17 protein-coding genes are annotated in these 15,612 nt (G+C 58.7%); 4 read left to right on the top strand and 13 right to left on the bottom strand.

Translation table 11 applies throughout. The features are described 5' to 3' along the window. Positions 1-48 precede the first annotated feature (48 nt). On the top strand, positions 49-234 hold the full coding sequence (locus tag AB4N92_RS16410) for a hypothetical protein (protein ID WP_010213158.1): 186 nt from the start codon (positions 49-51) through the stop codon (positions 232-234). A 10-nt stretch (positions 235-244) separates the two neighbouring features. On the opposite strand, the gene AB4N92_RS16405 is transcribed toward AB4N92_RS16410, so the two are convergent. The 8 genes from AB4N92_RS16405 to rplM all read right to left on the bottom strand — a co-directional run bounded on the left by AB4N92_RS16405 (position 245) and on the right by rplM (position 6,038). Continuing rightward, entirely contained in the window at positions 245-994 is a 750-nt protein-coding gene (locus tag AB4N92_RS16405) for a FadR/GntR family transcriptional regulator (protein WP_010213160.1), read from the bottom strand. A 158-nt stretch (positions 995-1,152) separates the two neighbouring features. Next, positions 1,153-1,572, bottom strand: a complete 420-nt coding sequence (locus tag AB4N92_RS16400) for a ClpXP protease specificity-enhancing factor (protein ID WP_021491891.1) — start codon at positions 1,570-1,572, stop codon at positions 1,153-1,155. A gap of 17 nt (positions 1,573-1,589) precedes the next feature. Continuing rightward, positions 1,590-2,207: a glutathione S-transferase N-terminal domain-containing protein gene (locus AB4N92_RS16395; RefSeq protein WP_010213164.1), complete on the bottom strand. Its 618-nt coding sequence runs from the start codon at positions 2,205-2,207 to the stop codon at positions 1,590-1,592. Between the two features lie 145 nt (positions 2,208-2,352). Continuing rightward, a complete protein-coding gene (locus tag AB4N92_RS16390; protein WP_010213166.1) occupies positions 2,353-3,132 on the bottom strand; it encodes a cytochrome c1 in 780 nt (259 codons plus the stop codon). Then, positions 3,132-4,343, bottom strand: a complete 1,212-nt coding sequence (locus AB4N92_RS16385) for a cytochrome b (protein ID WP_003171746.1) — start codon at positions 4,341-4,343, stop codon at positions 3,132-3,134. Before AB4N92_RS16385 ends, AB4N92_RS16390 begins: the two co-directional genes overlap by 1 nt. After that, positions 4,343-4,936: a ubiquinol-cytochrome c reductase iron-sulfur subunit gene (gene petA, locus AB4N92_RS16380; RefSeq protein WP_010213167.1), complete on the bottom strand. Its 594-nt coding sequence runs from the start codon at positions 4,934-4,936 to the stop codon at positions 4,343-4,345. The genes AB4N92_RS16385 and petA overlap by 1 nt, the downstream gene beginning before the upstream one ends. Positions 4,937-5,202: 266 nt before the next feature. Then, positions 5,203-5,595: a 30S ribosomal protein S9 gene (gene rpsI, locus AB4N92_RS16375; protein WP_002555064.1), complete on the bottom strand. Its 393-nt coding sequence runs from the start codon at positions 5,593-5,595 to the stop codon at positions 5,203-5,205. Between the two features lie 14 nt (positions 5,596-5,609). Continuing rightward, positions 5,610-6,038, bottom strand: a complete 429-nt coding sequence (rplM, locus tag AB4N92_RS16370) for a 50S ribosomal protein L13 (protein ID WP_003188508.1) — start codon at positions 6,036-6,038, stop codon at positions 5,610-5,612. Positions 6,039-6,286: 248 nt separating this feature from the next. Between rplM and AB4N92_RS16365 the strand changes: the two genes are divergently transcribed. After that, positions 6,287-7,327: an NADP(H)-dependent aldo-keto reductase gene (locus AB4N92_RS16365; RefSeq protein WP_021491892.1), complete on the top strand. Its 1,041-nt coding sequence runs from the start codon at positions 6,287-6,289 to the stop codon at positions 7,325-7,327. Between the two features lie 112 nt (positions 7,328-7,439). On the opposite strand, the gene AB4N92_RS16360 is transcribed toward AB4N92_RS16365, so the two are convergent. Then, entirely contained in the window at positions 7,440-8,576 is a 1,137-nt protein-coding gene (locus AB4N92_RS16360; protein ID WP_236266869.1) for an acyl-CoA dehydrogenase family protein, read from the bottom strand. A 220-nt stretch (positions 8,577-8,796) separates the two neighbouring features. Between AB4N92_RS16360 and AB4N92_RS16355 the strand changes: the two genes are divergently transcribed. Further along, a complete protein-coding gene (locus AB4N92_RS16355; RefSeq protein ID WP_175439681.1) occupies positions 8,797-9,717 on the top strand; it encodes a GlxA family transcriptional regulator in 921 nt (306 codons plus the stop codon). 148 nt (positions 9,718-9,865) lie between these two features. Here AB4N92_RS16355 and zapE read toward each other — a convergent pair whose 3' ends face one another. The 3 genes from zapE to AB4N92_RS16340 all read right to left on the bottom strand — a co-directional run bounded on the left by zapE (position 9,866) and on the right by AB4N92_RS16340 (position 13,049). Beyond that, a complete protein-coding gene (zapE, locus tag AB4N92_RS16350) occupies positions 9,866-10,960 on the bottom strand; it encodes a cell division protein ZapE (RefSeq protein WP_010213172.1) in 1,095 nt (364 codons plus the stop codon). A 79-nt stretch (positions 10,961-11,039) separates the two neighbouring features. Next, positions 11,040-12,395, bottom strand: a complete 1,356-nt coding sequence (locus AB4N92_RS16345; RefSeq protein ID WP_010213173.1) for a tryptophan--tRNA ligase — start codon at positions 12,393-12,395, stop codon at positions 11,040-11,042. Positions 12,396-12,419: 24 nt separating this feature from the next. After that, positions 12,420-13,049 carry an alpha/beta hydrolase gene (locus AB4N92_RS16340; protein WP_021491894.1) on the bottom strand — a complete coding sequence of 210 codons (630 nt, stop codon included), beginning with the start codon at positions 13,047-13,049 and terminating at the stop codon, positions 12,420-12,422. Between the two features lie 147 nt (positions 13,050-13,196). Between AB4N92_RS16340 and AB4N92_RS16335 the strand changes: the two genes are divergently transcribed. Continuing rightward, entirely contained in the window at positions 13,197-13,634 is a 438-nt protein-coding gene (locus tag AB4N92_RS16335; RefSeq protein ID WP_003171734.1) for a Z-ring associated ZapG family protein, read from the top strand. A 188-nt stretch (positions 13,635-13,822) separates the two neighbouring features. Here AB4N92_RS16335 and AB4N92_RS16330 read toward each other — a convergent pair whose 3' ends face one another. Continuing rightward, positions 13,823-15,547, bottom strand: coding sequence for an ABC transporter ATP-binding protein/permease (locus AB4N92_RS16330; RefSeq protein WP_021491895.1), 1,725 nt, complete (start codon positions 15,545-15,547; stop codon positions 13,823-13,825). Between the last annotated feature and the right edge of the window lie 65 nt (positions 15,548-15,612).

Below are 15,612 nucleotides of genomic sequence, written 5' to 3'. Positions count from 1 at the left end.
ATGTGCGGGCCTTCACCTAACTTTCTTCCTGCTCAATGAGGCTTAATCATGGCTAACAACATTCAGGTTAAATTCAAAGGCAAAAAAAACAGCACTTCGAACGTCAAAATTGAGGAACTGCCCAATAAAGGCGATTACCTCAATATGGACGGTCAGGTATTGGAGGTTACCAAGAAGACGTTCCATTACGACGCCAATGGCAGCGTGACCGAAATCGAGTTCGACCTGGCCTGAGAACGCCAGCTTAACCCCGCTGCGCCTCCGCCTCTTCATGGGCATGGCGCAGCCGCTCCCGGCTATTGGTCAAATGCAACCGCATCGCCGCCCGCGCCGCGTCCGAATCCTGACGCGCGATCGCTTCATAAATCTCTTCATGCTCACGACTCAAACGCCCCATGTAGTGCTGCTGGTCATCATGGGCCAGGCGCGCCGAATTCAGGCGCGTACGCGGAATGATGCTGGTGCCCAGGTGGGTCATGATGTCGGTGAAGTAGCGGTTGCCGGTGGACAGTGCAATTTCCAGGTGGAATGCAAAATCGGACGCCACCGCATCGCCGGCGTGAGCCGCGCTTTCATTCAAGGCATCAAGCGCCGCGCGCATGGCGGCCAGTTGTTCGTCGCTGCGACGTAACGCGGCCAAGCCTGCGGATTCCACCTCCAGGCTGATCCGCAGCTCCAAGATCGCCAGCACATCCCGCAAGGTCACCACCGTGGCCGGGTCGATGCGGAAACCGCTCGGGCTGGGCGTATCCAGTACAAAGGTGCCGATACCATGACGGGTTTCGACCTGCCCCGCCGCCTGCAAGCGCGAGATGGCTTCACGCACCACCGTGCGGCTGACCCCATGGGCGTCCATGATCGCCGACTCGGTGGGCAATTTGTCGCCCCGCTTGAGCTGACCGTCGCGGATCTGCTCGGACAACACCGTGACCAGTTCCTGGGCAAGGCTGCGGCGCTTGCGGGGAAGACGAGGGGCGATGTTGGCGTTTTCCATGATGAATCATCTTTCTCGGTGAGCTTGAGCACGCATCATAGCCCATGGTGGTTGTACGATCACCGTCCAGGCGCGACTTTCATCCCTATCCTTCGCGCAAAAAAATGCCCCGACACACGTCGAGGCATTTTCTCAGTGCTCCCCTGAGGGAACGCCCGTTATTTCACCACTTTCAAGCTCGGCCGGCCACTAGGGCGCGGTGGCTCGGAATCCGGTGGCGGCAAGTCATCGCCGCCTTCGTTTTCGATCGCTTCGTCATCCTCGAAAGGCGACTCCAGATCGAACACCATGCCTTGGCCGTTCTCCCGGGCATAGATGCCGAGGATGGCGCCAATCGGCACGAACAGCGTATGCGGCACGCCGCCGAAACGCCCTTCGAAGCTCACGGCTTCATTGTCCATGTGCAGGTGGCGCACGGCACTCGGCGATACGTTCAGCACAATCTGCCCATCACTGGCAAAACCCTCCGGTACCTGAACCGCAGGAAATTCGGAATTGACCAGCATGTGCGGGGTGCAATCGTTGTCCACAATCCACTCATAGAGCGCGCGGACCAGGTAGGGTCGACTGGAGTTCATCAGCGGCTCCTTAAGCCTTAGCGCATATCGCGTTCGACACCAGACAGACTCGCCTGGAAAGCCTCACGCGCAAACTGGCGCTCCATGTAATCAAGCAGCGGCTTGGCAGGCCGCGGCAGTTCAATACCAAGAATCGGCAAACGCCAGAGTATCGGTAATAGGCAGCAATCCACCAAGCTTTGTTCCTCACTGAGGAAAAAAGGTTTATCGGCGAACAGCGGCGAAACGCCGGTCAGGCTTTCGCGCAATTCCTTACGCGCCTGTACACGTGCCGCCTCTTTGCTGCGGGTATCCAGAATCACATCCACCAGACCACACCAGTCACGCTGGATCCGATGGATCAGCAGCCGGCTGTTGGCACGCGCCACCGGGTACACCGGCAGCAAAGGCGGATGCGGGTAACGCTCATCCAGGTATTCCATCACGACGGTCGACTCCCACAACGCCAGGTCACGATCGACCAGGGTGGGCAAGCTGCCGTAAGGGTTCACTTCGATCAGTTTTGGCGGCTGACGGCCCGCCTCCACACTGATGATCTCGGCGCTGACACCCTTCTCTGCGAGCACGATGCGCACTCGGTGGGAATAGTGGTCGGCGGGGTCGGAGTAACAGGCCAACCGATTGGTCACGCCCATGGCGGTCCTCCTCGCTTGTTGAAATTATCGAAAGCTCAAAAACGAGCGCGCCCAGAGAGCATCTCTGTAACGTCCGGTTCAACCGATCGCTACGTCAGAGATGCCGCTGGGCGCGCAAGATTAACAGCAATTGCTTACAGTTGGATCAATGCACATCCTTCCAGTATTCGCGTTTGAGCAGATAGGCGAATACGAAGAAGAAGGCCAGGTACAGCAACACATACGTACCGATGCGCTGATGCTCAAGTTTGACCGGATTGGCCGAGTAGGCCAGGAAGGTCACGAGGTTCTTGACCTTCTCGTCGAACTGCTCGTCTGTCAACGAACCTGGGGTTTCTATCTTCAGTTGATCGCACGCTTCATGAGTCAAAGGTGTGCCGGTCAACGGATCGTATTGCTTCTTGCCGTCTTCAACGACCTGGATCTGCTTGCATCCTACCACTTGCTTGCCTTGCAGGCCGACCAGAACGTTAGGCATGCCGACGTTCGGGAACACACGGTTGTTCACGCCATACGGACGTGCCGGGTCTTCGTAGAAGGATTTCAGGTAGCCGTAGAGCCAGTCGGTACCCCGCACACGGGCTACCAGGGTCAAGTCAGGCGGCGCTGCGCCGAACCAGGTCTTGGCGTCTGCAGGCTTCATGCCGATGGTCATGTGGTCGCCGATCTTGGCGCCCGTGAACACCAGCTTTTCCAGCATCATTTCATGGGGGATGCCAAGGTCATCGGCAACACGCTCGTAACGCTGGAACTTGGCGCTGTGGCAGCCCATGCAATAGTTGGCGAACGTGCGCGCGCCATCCTGCATGGCAGCCTTGTCAGACACGTCGATATCGACTTTTTCCAGCTCCGGTCCGCCATGCTCGGCAGCGAAGGACAGTAGCGGCAGTGCCGCAAGCATCAATGCAACGAATAACTTTTTCATCAGCCAGTCACCCTTTCCGGAACCGGTTTGGTCTTCTCGAGCCGGGTATAGAACGGCATCAGAATGAAGTAGGCGAAGTACAGGAAGGTGCAGACCTGCGACAGCAGCGTACGCTCTGGAGTCGGCGCCAAGACACCGAGTACACCCAGGATCACGAATGCAATGCAGAACACCCACAGCCAGATCTTGCTTAGCCAGCCCTTGTAGCGCATGGATTTGACCGGGCTGCGGTCAAGCCAAGGCAACACGAACAGCACCGCAATGGCCGCGCCCATGGCAATCACGCCCATGAGCTTGTCGGGGATCGCCCGCAAGATCGCGTAGAACGGTGTGAAGTACCAGACGGGGGCAATGTGCTCAGGTGTCTTGAAGGCGTTGGCCTGTTCGAAGTTAGGTTTCTCCAGGAAATAACCGCCCATCTCCGGGAAAAAGAACACGATCGAGCAGAACACGAACAGGAACACCACCACGCCGACAATGTCTTTCACGGTGTAGTAAGGGTGGAACGGAATGCCATCCAGCGGGATGCCGTTTTCGTCCTTGTGCTTCTTGATGTCCACGCCATCCGGGTTGTTGGAACCCACTTCGTGCAGCGCCAGGATGTGCAGTACCACCAGGCCCAGGATCACGATCGGCAAGGCCACTACGTGCAGGGCAAAGAAGCGGTTCAGGGTGATGCCCGAGATCAGGTAGTCACCCCGGATCCACTGGGTCAGGTCGTTGCCGATCACCGGGATCGCACCGAACAGCGAGATGATCACCTGGGCGCCCCAGTACGACATCTGGCCCCAGGGCAGCAGGTAGCCCATGAAGGCTTCGGCCATCAGCGCCAGGTAGATCAGCATGCCGAACACCCACACCAGCTCGCGGGGCTTCTGGTACGAGCCATAGAGCAGGCCGCGGAACATGTGCAGGTAGACGACGATAAAGAACGCCGACGCGCCCGTGGAGTGCAGCAGGCGCAGGATCGAGCCGTACTCGACGTCACGCATGATGTACTCGACCGAAGCAAACGCCTCTTCCGCCGACGGGGTGTAGCTCATCGTCAGCCAGACGCCGGTGACGATCTGGTTGACCAGCACCAGCAGTGCCAGGGAGCCGAAGAAGTAAAAGAAGTTGAAGTTTTTTGGCGCGTAATATTTGCTGAGATGGTCTTCCCACATTTTAGTGGCGGGGAAGCGCGCATCCACCCAATCCATGAACTTGCTCATCACGCGTTCTCCTTATCGAGGCCAATGACAATGAGGTCGTCAGTTTCGTAGGTGTGCGGAGGAACCGGCAGGTTCAAGGGAGCAGGCTGGGATTTGTAGACGCGGCCAGCGAGGTCGTAGTGGGAGCCGTGGCAGGGGCAGAAATAACCGCCGACCCAATCCTTGCCCAGGTCGACAGGGGCCACTTCCGGGCGGAAGGTAGGCGAGCAACCCAGGTGGGTACAGAGACCGACCAGTAGCAGGATCTCCGGCTTGATCGAACGCACTTCATTCTTGGCGTAGGCGGGTTGGTCGGACTTCTCGGATTGAGGGTCAGACAACTGGCCTTCGATCTTTTTGAGATTCCCCAGGATTTCCTCGGTACGACGAACAATGAAGACCGGCTGGCCGCGCCATTCAGCAATCATCTGCTGCCCTGGCTCGATCTTGCTGATATTCACCTTCACCGGTGCACCTGCGGCTTTCGCCTTGGCACTGGGAAACCATGACCCCACGAACGGGACCGCAGCCCCCACCGCTCCTGCAGCACCCACCACGGATGTGGCTGCTACCAAGAAGCGACGCCGGCCTGCATTCACGCCGTCATTGCTCATTCAGTCCTCTCCCATCAGCTTTTTGGCCTGTTAAATCAGGCGTCTACTAAGTGTTGAATCTTTACTTATAAAAATTTTGACGGATGGTAATGAAAAGCCCCACGTATGACAAGGGAATTGCCGGGAGCTCAGCCTCCAGGCCTTGTAGTATAGGGGGTCTACGGATGTGGCAAGTTGTCACGCACAAATTTATGCATAAATCGCAGGCAATAAAAAACGCCCAGCTCCGCGAGGGGGCTGGGCGTTTCTGTGGAACGTAAAGCGAATTAACGCTTCGAGTACTGCGGACGCTTACGCGCTTTACGCAGACCGACTTTCTTACGTTCAACTTCACGGGCATCGCGAGTCACGAAGCCAGCTTTGCGCAGAGCGCCACGCAGGGTTTCGTCGTACTGCATCAGAGCGCGAGTGATACCGTGGCGGATTGCGCCAGCTTGACCACTTACACCGCCACCGATAACGGTGACGTAGATGTCGAACTTTTCAACGGTCTCGGTCAATTCCAGCGGCTGACGAACTACCATGCGGGCAGTTTCGCGGCCGAAGAAGTTGTCCAGGGAGCGGTTGTTGATCGAGATGTTACCAGTACCCGGACGCAGGAAAACGCGAGCGGTTGCGGTTTTGCGACGGCCAGTGCCGTAATTTTGAGTCGCCGACATAATGAACTATTCCGTTAAAACTTCAGTTCTTGGGGCTGCTGAGCAGCATGAGGGTGTACAGCGCCCGCATAGACTTTCAGCTTGCGAAACATATCGCGACCCAGTGGGCCCTTAGGCAGCATGCCTTTGACCGCGATTTCGATCGGGGCTTCAGGCTTCTTGGCAATCAGGCCTTCGAAGTTGGAAGACTTGATACCGCCTGGGAAACCGGAGTGACGGTAGTACATTTTGTCGCTTGCTTTGTTGCCGGTTACACGAACCTGCTCAGCGTTGATGATCACGATGTAGTCACCGGTGTCAACGTGAGGGGTGTACTCAGGCTTGTGCTTGCCACGCAGACGGCTGGCGACTTCAGTGGCCAGACGACCCAGGGTCTGACCAGCGGCGTCGACGACAAACCAGTCGCGCTGAACTGTTTCCGGTTTTGCAGTAAAAGTTGTCATTCTTTAATAGCCTCAGGGGCCGCCCTGTAAATTAGACGGCGGATCTTACTGAATAGTGCGTACTTTGACAAGTCAAAGGCAGCCGGATACAGACGCTATCGGGGGCTCGGGTCGGCGCGTCCGTTCAACGGCAAGATTCTTCGGCAGGCGGCGCATCACTTCCACTGCAGAAAGAGGTGGGCAATTATGCAGATTGCGAAAAAAAATTCAACCTGCTTTTATGATTGTTTTCCCTGAAGGAGTACCCGATGGATTATCGACAGCTGGGCCGTACGGATCTGAACGTGAGCGCGATAGCCTTGGGCACCATGACCTGGGGCGAGCAGAACAGCGAGGCAGAGGCCTTCGCACAGATCGAGCGGGCCAAGGCCGCGGGGATCAACTTCCTCGACACGGCGGAAATGTACCCGGTGCCGCCCAAGGCCGACACCTATGCCACCACCGAGCGTTACATCGGCAATTACTTCAAAAGTCGTGGCGACCGCGCCGACTGGGTCCTGGCGAGCAAGATCGCCGGCCCCGGCAACACCATCGACTATATCCGCGATGGCCACCTGCGCCACAACCGCAAGCACATCGTCGACGCCCTGGATGCCAGCCTCAAACGCTTGCAGACCGACTGGATCGACCTCTACCAGTTGCACTGGCCGGAACGCAGCACCAATTTCTTCGGCCAACTGAGCTACAAGCACAAGGACGAAGACGATCTCACCCCGCTGGAGGAAACCCTCGAAGCGCTGGACGAGCAAGTTAAGGCGGGCAAGATTCGCCACATCGGCCTGTCCAACGAAACCCCATGGGGCACCATGAAATTCCTGGCCCTGGCCGAAGCCCGTGGCTGGAGCCGTGCGGTGTCGATCCAGAATCCCTACAACCTGCTCAACCGTAGCTTTGAGGTAGGTTTGGCGGAAGTCGCGATTCGTGAACAGTGCGGCCTGCTGGCGTATTCGCCGCTGGCGTTTGGCATGCTCAGTGGCAAATACGAAGGTGGCGCACGCCCGGCCAAGGCCCGGTTGACCGAGTACAGCCGCTTCAGCCGTTACTTCAACCCGCAGTCGGAAGCGGCGTGCAGCCGTTATGTGGCGTTGGCACGGGAACACGGCCTGGACCCGGCGCAGATGGCGCTCGCGTTCGTGACCCAGCAGCCGTTCGTGACCAGCAACATCATTGGCGCCACCAGCCTGGAGCAACTGGACAGCAACATTGCCAGTGCCGACCTGAAACTCTCGAAAGAGGTTTTGGAAGGGATTGAGGCGATTCAGAAGGATCATCCGAACCCAGCGCCTTGATGGCCCCTTAAGCCGCCTTCGCGGGCAAGCCCGCTCCCACATTTGAATGTATTCACAAATCAAAGTGTGGGAGCGGGCTTGCCCGCGAAGAGGCCTTCAACAAGACTAAAGGTCAAAGCGCCCGCGCAATGATCTCCTTCATGATCTCGTTGGTCCCCGCGTAGATCCGCTGCACCCGCGCATCCGCCCACGCCCGTGCAATCGGGTATTCCCACATAAAGCCGTAGCCGCCGTGCAACTGCACGCACTCATCGAGCACCTTGCATTGCAAGTCCGTGGCCCAATACTTGGCCATCGCCGCCGCGGGCACATCCAGCTTGCCTTCCAGGTGCAGCGCCATGCATTTGTCGACGAACACACGGCCAATCTGAATCTCGGTGGCCATTTCCGCCAACTTGAAGCGAGTGTTCTGGAAATCCGCAATCGCCTTGCCGAATGCCTTCCGCTCGCGGGTGTATTCCAGGGTCCACTCCAGCGCTGCCTCGGCGGATGACAACGCGCCAATCGCTACCGTCAGTCGCTCCTGGGGCAACTCCTGCATCAAATACGCGAAGCCCATGCCGGCCTGGCCCAGCAGGTTTTCCTTGGGCACCCGCACATCCTGGAAGAACAGCTCCGACGTGTCCTGGGCTTTCATGCCGACTTTCTCCAGGCGCTTGCCTTTGTCGAAGCCCGGCGTGTCGGCCTCCACCAGAAACAGGCTGGTGCCCTTCGCGCCAGCCTTGGGATCGGTCTTGGCCACCACAATCACCAACTCCGCGAGGTAGCCATTGGTAATGAAGGTCTTGGAGCCATTGATCACGTATTCGTCACCGTCCAGCACCGCCGTGGTCTTCACGCCTTGCAGGTCGGAACCGGCGCCCGGCTCGGTCATGGCAATGGCCGTGACCATCTCGCCGGAGATCAGCTTGGGCAAATATTCGTGCTTCAGCGCCTCACTGCCGTAATGCAGGATGTACGGCGCAACAATGTCCGAATGCAGGGAAAAACCGATACCGGTCAGGCCCAGCCGGCTGATCTCTTCAATCACCACCGCGCTGTAGAGAAAGTCCGCACCCAGCCCGCCATATTCCTCCGGCAGATGGGAACACAGCATGCCCGCCTCCCCGGCCTTGTTCCATAAGCGGCGGTCGATATAGCCCTGCTTCTCCCAGTGTCCATGAAACGGCGCGGCATCTTTTTCGAGGAAGGTGCGCACGCTCTCGCGGAAGAGTTCGTGTTCCGGGCTGAACAAGGTTCTGGGAATCATGGGTCACCTGCGTGGATTGTCGGACAAGGACGAGCCCACAGAGACTATGCCGCGAAGGCATCACGGGACACTGGACACATGCGACAAAAAATAAGACGATCCAGCCGTCTGGTGACCACTTTCCCCTATAAGAATAAATGAAATTATGTCTAACCAAATCTCCACGCCGTTGCGGCGCGTCAGCATTTTGGCCATTGATCGGGTATTCGCTTCAACCCTCATGCAAGCCAAGGATTTCTTCCACCTCGCTAGCCTGCGGTACGGCAAACAGCAAGGCCTGGGCCTGACCCCCGCGTTTGAAACGCGCCTGGTCAGCCCCGACGGGCAATCGGTGCGCAGCTTCAGCGATGTGATCATGCCGGTGGACGGCGGCCTGGAAGACGCCGACATCATCGTGCTACCGGCTTTCTGGGATGACTTCGACGCCCTCTGCACCCGCTACCCCCAGGTGCTGCCATGGTTGCGTGCGCAACACGCACGCGGCGCCGTGTTGTGCGGCGAAGCCACCGGGGTGTTCTGGCTGGCCGAAGCCGGCCTGCTCGATGGCAAGGAAGCGACCACCTATTGGCGCTTCTTCAACGCGTTCACCGAACGCTTCCCCCAGGTACAGCTCAACCAGGACAAGCACCTCACCGACGCCGACAACCTGTATTGCGCCGGCGGCACCACCTCGGCGTGCGACCTCTATATCTACCTGATCGAACGCTTCTGCGGCGCCAACATCGCCCAGGCGGTGGCCCGCGACATTCTCTACGAAGTGCAGCGCAGCTATTCGCCTGGACGCATTGGGTTTGGCGGGCAGAAGTTACACCAGGACGTGATCATCCTGCAGATCCAGCATTGGCTCGAAGAGCACTTCGCCGACAAATTCCGCTTCGAAGACGTGGCCCGGGAACACGGCATGAGCATCCGCAATTTCATGCGTCGCTTCCAGACCGCTACCGGCGACAAGCCGCTGCATTACCTGCAACGTCTGCGCATCGAGACGGCCAAGGGACTGCTCTCGGGCAGCCGCAAGAGCATCAAGACCATCAGTTATGAAGTGGGTTATGACGATGCGAGTTTCTTTGCCAGGCTGTTCCGACAGCACACTGAACTGTCGCCAAACCAGTACCGCCAGCAATTCCAGCAGGCCGCGTAACTCCAGCAAGCCGCGTAACCAAGGGTGCACAGAAACCAAAATGTGGGAGGGGGCTTGCCCCCGATGGCAGCGTGTCAGTCACTGTAGATATTGACTGAACCACCGCTATCGGGCGCAAGCCCCCTCCCACATTTGTGTTGGGTTGCTGCTAAGGTTTGTGCCCGCGCGACAGGAACTCGTGGGACTGCATTTCCAGCAAGCGACTCAGCGTGCGCTGGAACTCGAAGTTCAAGCGCCCGCCGGTGTACAGATCCTTCAGCTCGACTTCCGCCGAAATGATCAGCTTGACGTTACGGTCGTAGAACTCGTCGACCATGTTGATAAAACGTCGTGCGATGTCGTCGGTGGTCACGCTCATCTGCTCCACGCCGCTCAAGATCACCGCATGGAAGATCTTGCCCAGTTCGATGTAGTCGTTCTGGCTACGCGGGCCGTCGCACAGCTGGCGGAATTCGAACCAAGCCACGTCATCGCAAGTACGCAGCGCAATGATCTCGCGGTTCTCGATCATCAGCTTGTCGTTTTCCACCGCCTGGGTGCATTCCGGCGTGAGGGCGCGGAAGCTCTTCTTCAGGCTTTCGTGGGCCGCTTCGTTCAGCGGGAAGTGGAACAGCTCCGCTTGCTCCAGGTGACGCAAGCGGTAGTCGACGCCGCTGTCGACGTTGACGATTTCGGTGTTCTGCTTGATCAGCGCAATGGCCGGCAGGAAGCGCGCGCGCTGCAGGCCGTCCTTGTACAAGCCGTCGGGCACGATATTCGAGGTGGCGACCAGGGTCACGCCGTTCTTGAACAGCTCTTCCATCAGGGTGCCGAGGATCATGGCATCGGTGATGTCGGAGACGAAGAACTCATCGAAGCAGATTACCCGGGCTTCTTCGGAGAAGCGCTTGGCGATGATGGTCAGCGGGTTTTTCTCGCCCGGCAGGGTCTTCATCTCTTCGTGCACGCGCTTCATGAAGCGGTGGAAGTGCGTCCGCACTTTTTCCTTGAACGGCAACGCTTCGAAGAACGTGTCGACCAGGTAAGTCTTGCCCCGCCCCACGCCGCCCCAGAAATACAGGCCCTTGACCGGCGTATGGTCTTTCTTGCCAAACAGCTTGCTGAGCATCCCCGGCTTGCTTTGCGAGGCCGCAACCAGGTCGTCGTACAGGCGCTGCAAATGACGCACCGCCGTTTCCTGGGCCGCGTCATGGAAGAATTCAGGGCGTTTCAGATCAGCTTGATATCGTTCTAGGGGCGTCATAATTTCGTTAGCAAGGCAACAAAAACGGGCCGTCACTGTAACGACGGCCCCGGATAATGGCAATCAACCCTTGGTCGGGTTAATCCTCGAGGGGGGTCAACGCAACGCGCAGAGCGGCGATGGCAGCATCACGGGACGCTTCGTCGGCGAACTCGGCGCTGTCGGCCACTGCGGCGCCGTCCAACCATACACTGAAGCTCAGGGCCTCGGTGCGTACGTCCAGCCCATCGCCGCTTTGCAGTTGCTTGGTCACCGCGCCCGCCGCTTTACCGTCAGCAAAGTTTCGCGACAGCAGCAGTTGCTCACCCTCGGCCGCCAGCAGGCGGAAGCGGAAGCTGCCGTCGTCTTCACGGAAGCTCACGAAGCGCGCGGCTTTTGCAGCTTTCTTCTTGGTCGCGACCGGCGCTGCGATCGGGTTGACGAACGAACGCAGGCCTACCGCCTCGCGCAGCTCGGCCAGGAAAGGTGCCGCCACGGCACGGGCCTTGTTGGCGCCGACCAGCAGCAGGTCTTCCATGTCCGACGGGCGCGACATCAATTGATGGTAACGCTCGCGGGCTTCGCCAAGCTGGCCGTCCAGCAGTTGGAACAGACGATTCTTCGCCTCGCCCCAGCCCAGCCCTTGCAGCAGTTCGGCACGGAACTCTTCTTCCTGGGCCTTGCTGGCAAACGCCTGGTACAGGGTGAACAGGTGCGAATTGTCCGGGTCCTTGGCTTCGCCCGGCGCGCGGGAGTCGGTGACGATGCGCGAGATCGCGTCCTTCATGTCCTTGGCACTGGTGAACAACGGAATGGTGTTGTCATAGCTCTTGGACATCTTGCGACCATCCAGGCCCGGCAAGGTGGCGACGCTTTCTTCGATCAACGCCTCGGGCATGGTGAAGAATTCTTTACCGTTACCGAACAGATGGTTGAAGCGCTGGCCGATGTCGCGGGCCATTTCCACGTGCTGGATCTGGTCGCGACCCACCGGCACCTTGTGCGCGTTGAACATCAGGATGTCCGCCGCCATCAGCACCGGGTAGCTGTAGAGGCCCATGCTGATGCCCGCATCCGGGTCTTCGCCGGCTTCCACGTTCTTGTCTACCGAGGCCTTGTACGCATGGGCGCGGTTGAGCAGGCCCTTGGCGGCAACGCAAGTGAGCAGCCAGGTCAGCTCGGGGATTTCCGGGATGTCGGACTGGCGGTAGAAGGTCACCCGGTTCACGTCCAGGCCACCGGCCAGCCAGGTCGCGGCGATTTCCATGCGCGAACGCTGGATGCGCTGCGGGTCATCGCATTTGATCAGGGCGTGGTAGTCGGCCAGGAAGTAAAAGGAGTCGGCATTGGCGTCCTGGCTGGCGAGGATCGCCGGGCGGATCGCACCGGCGTAGTTGCCCAGGTGCGGCGTGCCGGTGGTGGTGATGCCGGTGAGGATACGGGTACGAGTCGTCATGGGTAATCGCTTATCAGACTGCTATCAATTCGAAAGTCGCGGCAGCACCAGATCCTTCAGATCGGTGAGCTTGCCGTGAAAAAAGTGTCCGCATTCTGCCACTTTCAGCAGCTCATGGGGGCGATTCAAGGCGGCGGACCAAGCGTAGACGGTCTGCGGGTCGACCACTTCGTCGGTTTCCGGCTGGATCAGCGTCAATGGGCAGCCCTGGGGAAGCGCATCGGTATCGCGAAGACGCATCACCGCCGCCGCAACCATGAACAAATGTGACAGTTTTTCACCCTTGGCTTCCAGGCGCCCGCCGAGGCTGGCAGCGACGTAGCCACCGAAGGAAAAACCGAGCAAGGTGATCGGCAGGTCCGGGTGTTTTTCCCGCAGCCAGGTGGCGGCCGCTTCGGCGTCATCCACTTCGCCGGTGCTCATATCGTGGGTGCCGGCGCTCGCGCCAACGCCACGGTAATTGAAACGCAAGGTAATCAAACCGGCATCGCGAGCGGTGCGTTGCAGGGTCGATACAACTTTATTGAGCATGGTCCCGCCTTGCACCGGGTTGGGGTGGCAGATCAGCGCCAGGCCACGTGGCTCGGGGTGATCCAGGTACAAGGCTTCCAATTGGCCTACCGGGCCATCGATCAAAACGGGGGTTTCACGCATGAGCAAGAGATGAACTCCGTGACCTCACAAAGGGTCGACTCGTCTAGCTAAAAGTCTGTGCATGGCATCATTGCGAGCTTAATCGCGGTATACAGCGCAGGTTTGAGCCGTTAACGTAAAGCAAAGCCGTTTATAGAGGAAGGACTCGTGGAACACTCGCTCTTAGTTTGGTTGTTGCCGACTCTTGCCCTGGTTGCCGGTGTCGCCATTGGTTTCCTGGTTGCTCGCTTGCTGCCGAATGCCGCGCCTAACCGCACGCAGCGTCAGTTGGATGACATTCAGGAACGTTTTGACAGTTATCAGAACGAGGTTGTTACCCACTTCAACAGCACCGCGACCCTGGTCAAGAAGCTCACCCAGAGCTACCAGGAAGTACAGGATCACCTCGCCGATGGCGCCAACCGCCTGGCCCTCGACGACATCACCCGTCAGCGCCTGCTGGCCGCGCTGCATTCCGATGCACCGCAAACCCCACGGGAACGCCTGACCCCGCCACGGGAAAACCAGGAGCCACCACGGGACTACGCGCCAAAAACGCCGAACGCTCCAGGCATGCTGGATGAGCATTACGGTTTGAAGAAGTAACCTGATTCTCAAACACTAAAAAGCCCGGCTGATCGATGATCAGCCGGGCTTTTTTGTGAGTCTCACAAACAACATCAATCAAATGGGGGAGCGGGCTTGCTTGCGAAAGCGGTGGGTCAGTCAGCACATCGGTAACTGATAGACCCTATTCGCGAGCAAGCCCGCCCCCGCATTGACCGAGTTTGACCTTACGCCAATTGCTGTTCTTGCAAGCGCCCACCCTCGATGCGCACATGCCGCCCATGGAAGCGCTTGAGGCTGCTGCGATGGCCGACGCTGACGATGCTCAGCCCCGGCAACTCATCGATCAACGCCTGATACAGCGTCGCTTCATCCTCTTCATCCATCGCCGACGTGGCTTCGTCCATGTACAGCCATTGCGGCGCGAACAACAAGGCACGGGCAAAAGCCAGGCGTTGCTGCTCGCCCGGCGAGAGCATGCGCTGCCAGTGGTTGGCTTCCTCCAGCCGGCCGACCAGATGAGGCAGGCGGCAGGTTTCCAGGACCTGTGCATAACGTTCTGCCGGGTAGACGCTGTCGTCCTGTGGATAACTCAATACGGCCTTCAGCGTGCCGATCGGCAAGTAGGGCTTTTGTGGCAGGAACAGGTAACGCTTGGCCGGTAGACGAATGCTGCCGTGGCCGGCGGGCCAGAGATGCCCCATCGCGCGCAACAAGGTACTTTTGCCGCTGCCGGAACGGCCACTGAGCATCACACGCTGCCCCGGCTCAACGATCATATGGGCGTCGGTCAGCAGGTGGCGGCCATCGACCAGATCCATGCCCAGCCCCTGCACCACCAGGCGTTCGCCCTCGACGCATACATCGATGGCCGCTGGACGTTGCTCGTTGTCACGCATGGCCTGCTGAAAGCTCAGCAGACGGTCACTGGTCGCGCGCCAGCCGGCCAGGTCCGAGTACGCGCTGATAAACCAGCTGAAGTTGCCTTGCACGTTGCCGAACGCCGAGTTGATTTGCATCAGCTCACCCAACTCGATCTTGCCGGAGAAATAGCGCGGTGCTGCCACGATAAACGCAAACACGGTGGCAATCTGTTCGTAACCGGCAGTGAAAAACGTCAGGCGCTTGGACACCTTCATGATGTCCCAGTAGTTATGCCAGACCTTCCCGAAGCGAGCACTCAAGCGTTGATTCTCGTTGGGCTCGCCGTTGTACAGGGCGATACTTTCGGCGTTCTCCCGCACCCGCACCATCGAAAAACGCAGGTCTGCTTCGAAACGTTGTTGTTGGTTGCTCAAGCCGATCAAACGGCGACCGATCAGATGGGTCAACCAGCTGCCGACTGCCGCGTAAACCAAGGCACACCAGAACATGTAGCCTGGAATAGTGATACCGAAGACGTCGATGCTGCCCGACACGCCCCACAGGATGATCGAGAACGACACCAGGCTCACCACATTGCGCAGCAGGCCTAGGCCAAGGCTCAAGGTGTTCGAGGTAAAGCTATTGAGGTCTTCGGAAATCCGCTGGTCAGGGTTATCGGTGTAGCCGCCCTGCTCCAGCTGGTAGTAATTCTTGTGGCCCAGCCACCGTGCAAAATACTTTTCGGTCAACCACGCCCGCCAGCGAATGGTCAGCATCTGTGTCAAATAGAGACGGTACACCGCGCCAAGAATCGCCACGGTGGCGATGCCGCAGAAATAGCCGATCTGTTGCCAGAAGGCGGCGGTGTCCTTGTTCTCCAGGGCGTTGTAAAAATCCTTGTACCAGTGGTTGAGCCACACGGAGATCGCCACGCTGAACAGCGACAAACCGATCACCACCGCCAGCAACAACCAGGCCTTGCCCTTCTCTTCACTGCGCCAATAGGGCGTAATCATCGCCCAGGTGCGGCGGAAGAATTGCCCACGCACCGCGTCGTTGACCGCGGAGTACTCAGCGTTCGGATTCATCGTTCAGGCTCGGTAGGAAAAAGATGACACGCGTTCGAACCGATCATAGTGGATCGGTTCGGGAC

The organism is Pseudomonas sp. S3_A09, from assembly GCF_054668065.1.
This window is presented reverse-complemented; position numbering and strand designations above follow the sequence as displayed.

Coding starts and splice junctions, on each gene's coding strand:
- petA (WP_010213167.1), bottom strand. CDS start 4,936: ATGAGCAATGACGGCGTGAATGCAGGCCGGCGTCGCTTCTTGGTAGCA.
- zapE (WP_010213172.1), bottom strand. CDS start 10,960: ATGACGCCCCTAGAACGATATCAAGCTGATCTGAAACGCCCTGAATTC.
- AB4N92_RS16410 (WP_010213158.1), top strand. CDS start 49: ATGGCTAACAACATTCAGGTTAAATTCAAAGGCAAAAAAAACAGCACT.
- AB4N92_RS16340 (WP_021491894.1), bottom strand. CDS start 13,049: ATGCGTGAAACCCCCGTTTTGATCGATGGCCCGGTAGGCCAATTGGAA.
- AB4N92_RS16355 (WP_175439681.1), top strand. CDS start 8,797: ATGCAAGCCAAGGATTTCTTCCACCTCGCTAGCCTGCGGTACGGCAAA.
- rplM (WP_003188508.1), bottom strand. CDS start 6,038: ATGACAACTTTTACTGCAAAACCGGAAACAGTTCAGCGCGACTGGTTT.
- AB4N92_RS16345 (WP_010213173.1), bottom strand. CDS start 12,395: ATGACGACTCGTACCCGTATCCTCACCGGCATCACCACCACCGGCACG.
- rpsI (WP_002555064.1), bottom strand. CDS start 5,595: ATGTCGGCGACTCAAAATTACGGCACTGGCCGTCGCAAAACCGCAACC.
- AB4N92_RS16390 (WP_010213166.1), bottom strand. CDS start 3,132: ATGAAAAAGTTATTCGTTGCATTGATGCTTGCGGCACTGCCGCTACTG.
- AB4N92_RS16365 (WP_021491892.1), top strand. CDS start 6,287: ATGGATTATCGACAGCTGGGCCGTACGGATCTGAACGTGAGCGCGATA.
- AB4N92_RS16360 (WP_236266869.1), bottom strand. CDS start 8,576: ATGATTCCCAGAACCTTGTTCAGCCCGGAACACGAACTCTTCCGCGAG.
- AB4N92_RS16400 (WP_021491891.1), bottom strand. CDS start 1,572: ATGAACTCCAGTCGACCCTACCTGGTCCGCGCGCTCTATGAGTGGATT.
- AB4N92_RS16330 (WP_021491895.1), bottom strand. CDS start 15,547: ATGAATCCGAACGCTGAGTACTCCGCGGTCAACGACGCGGTGCGTGGG.
- AB4N92_RS16395 (WP_010213164.1), bottom strand. CDS start 2,207: ATGGGCGTGACCAATCGGTTGGCCTGTTACTCCGACCCCGCCGACCAC.
- AB4N92_RS16405 (WP_010213160.1), bottom strand. CDS start 994: ATGGAAAACGCCAACATCGCCCCTCGTCTTCCCCGCAAGCGCCGCAGC.
- AB4N92_RS16385 (WP_003171746.1), bottom strand. CDS start 4,343: ATGAGCAAGTTCATGGATTGGGTGGATGCGCGCTTCCCCGCCACTAAA.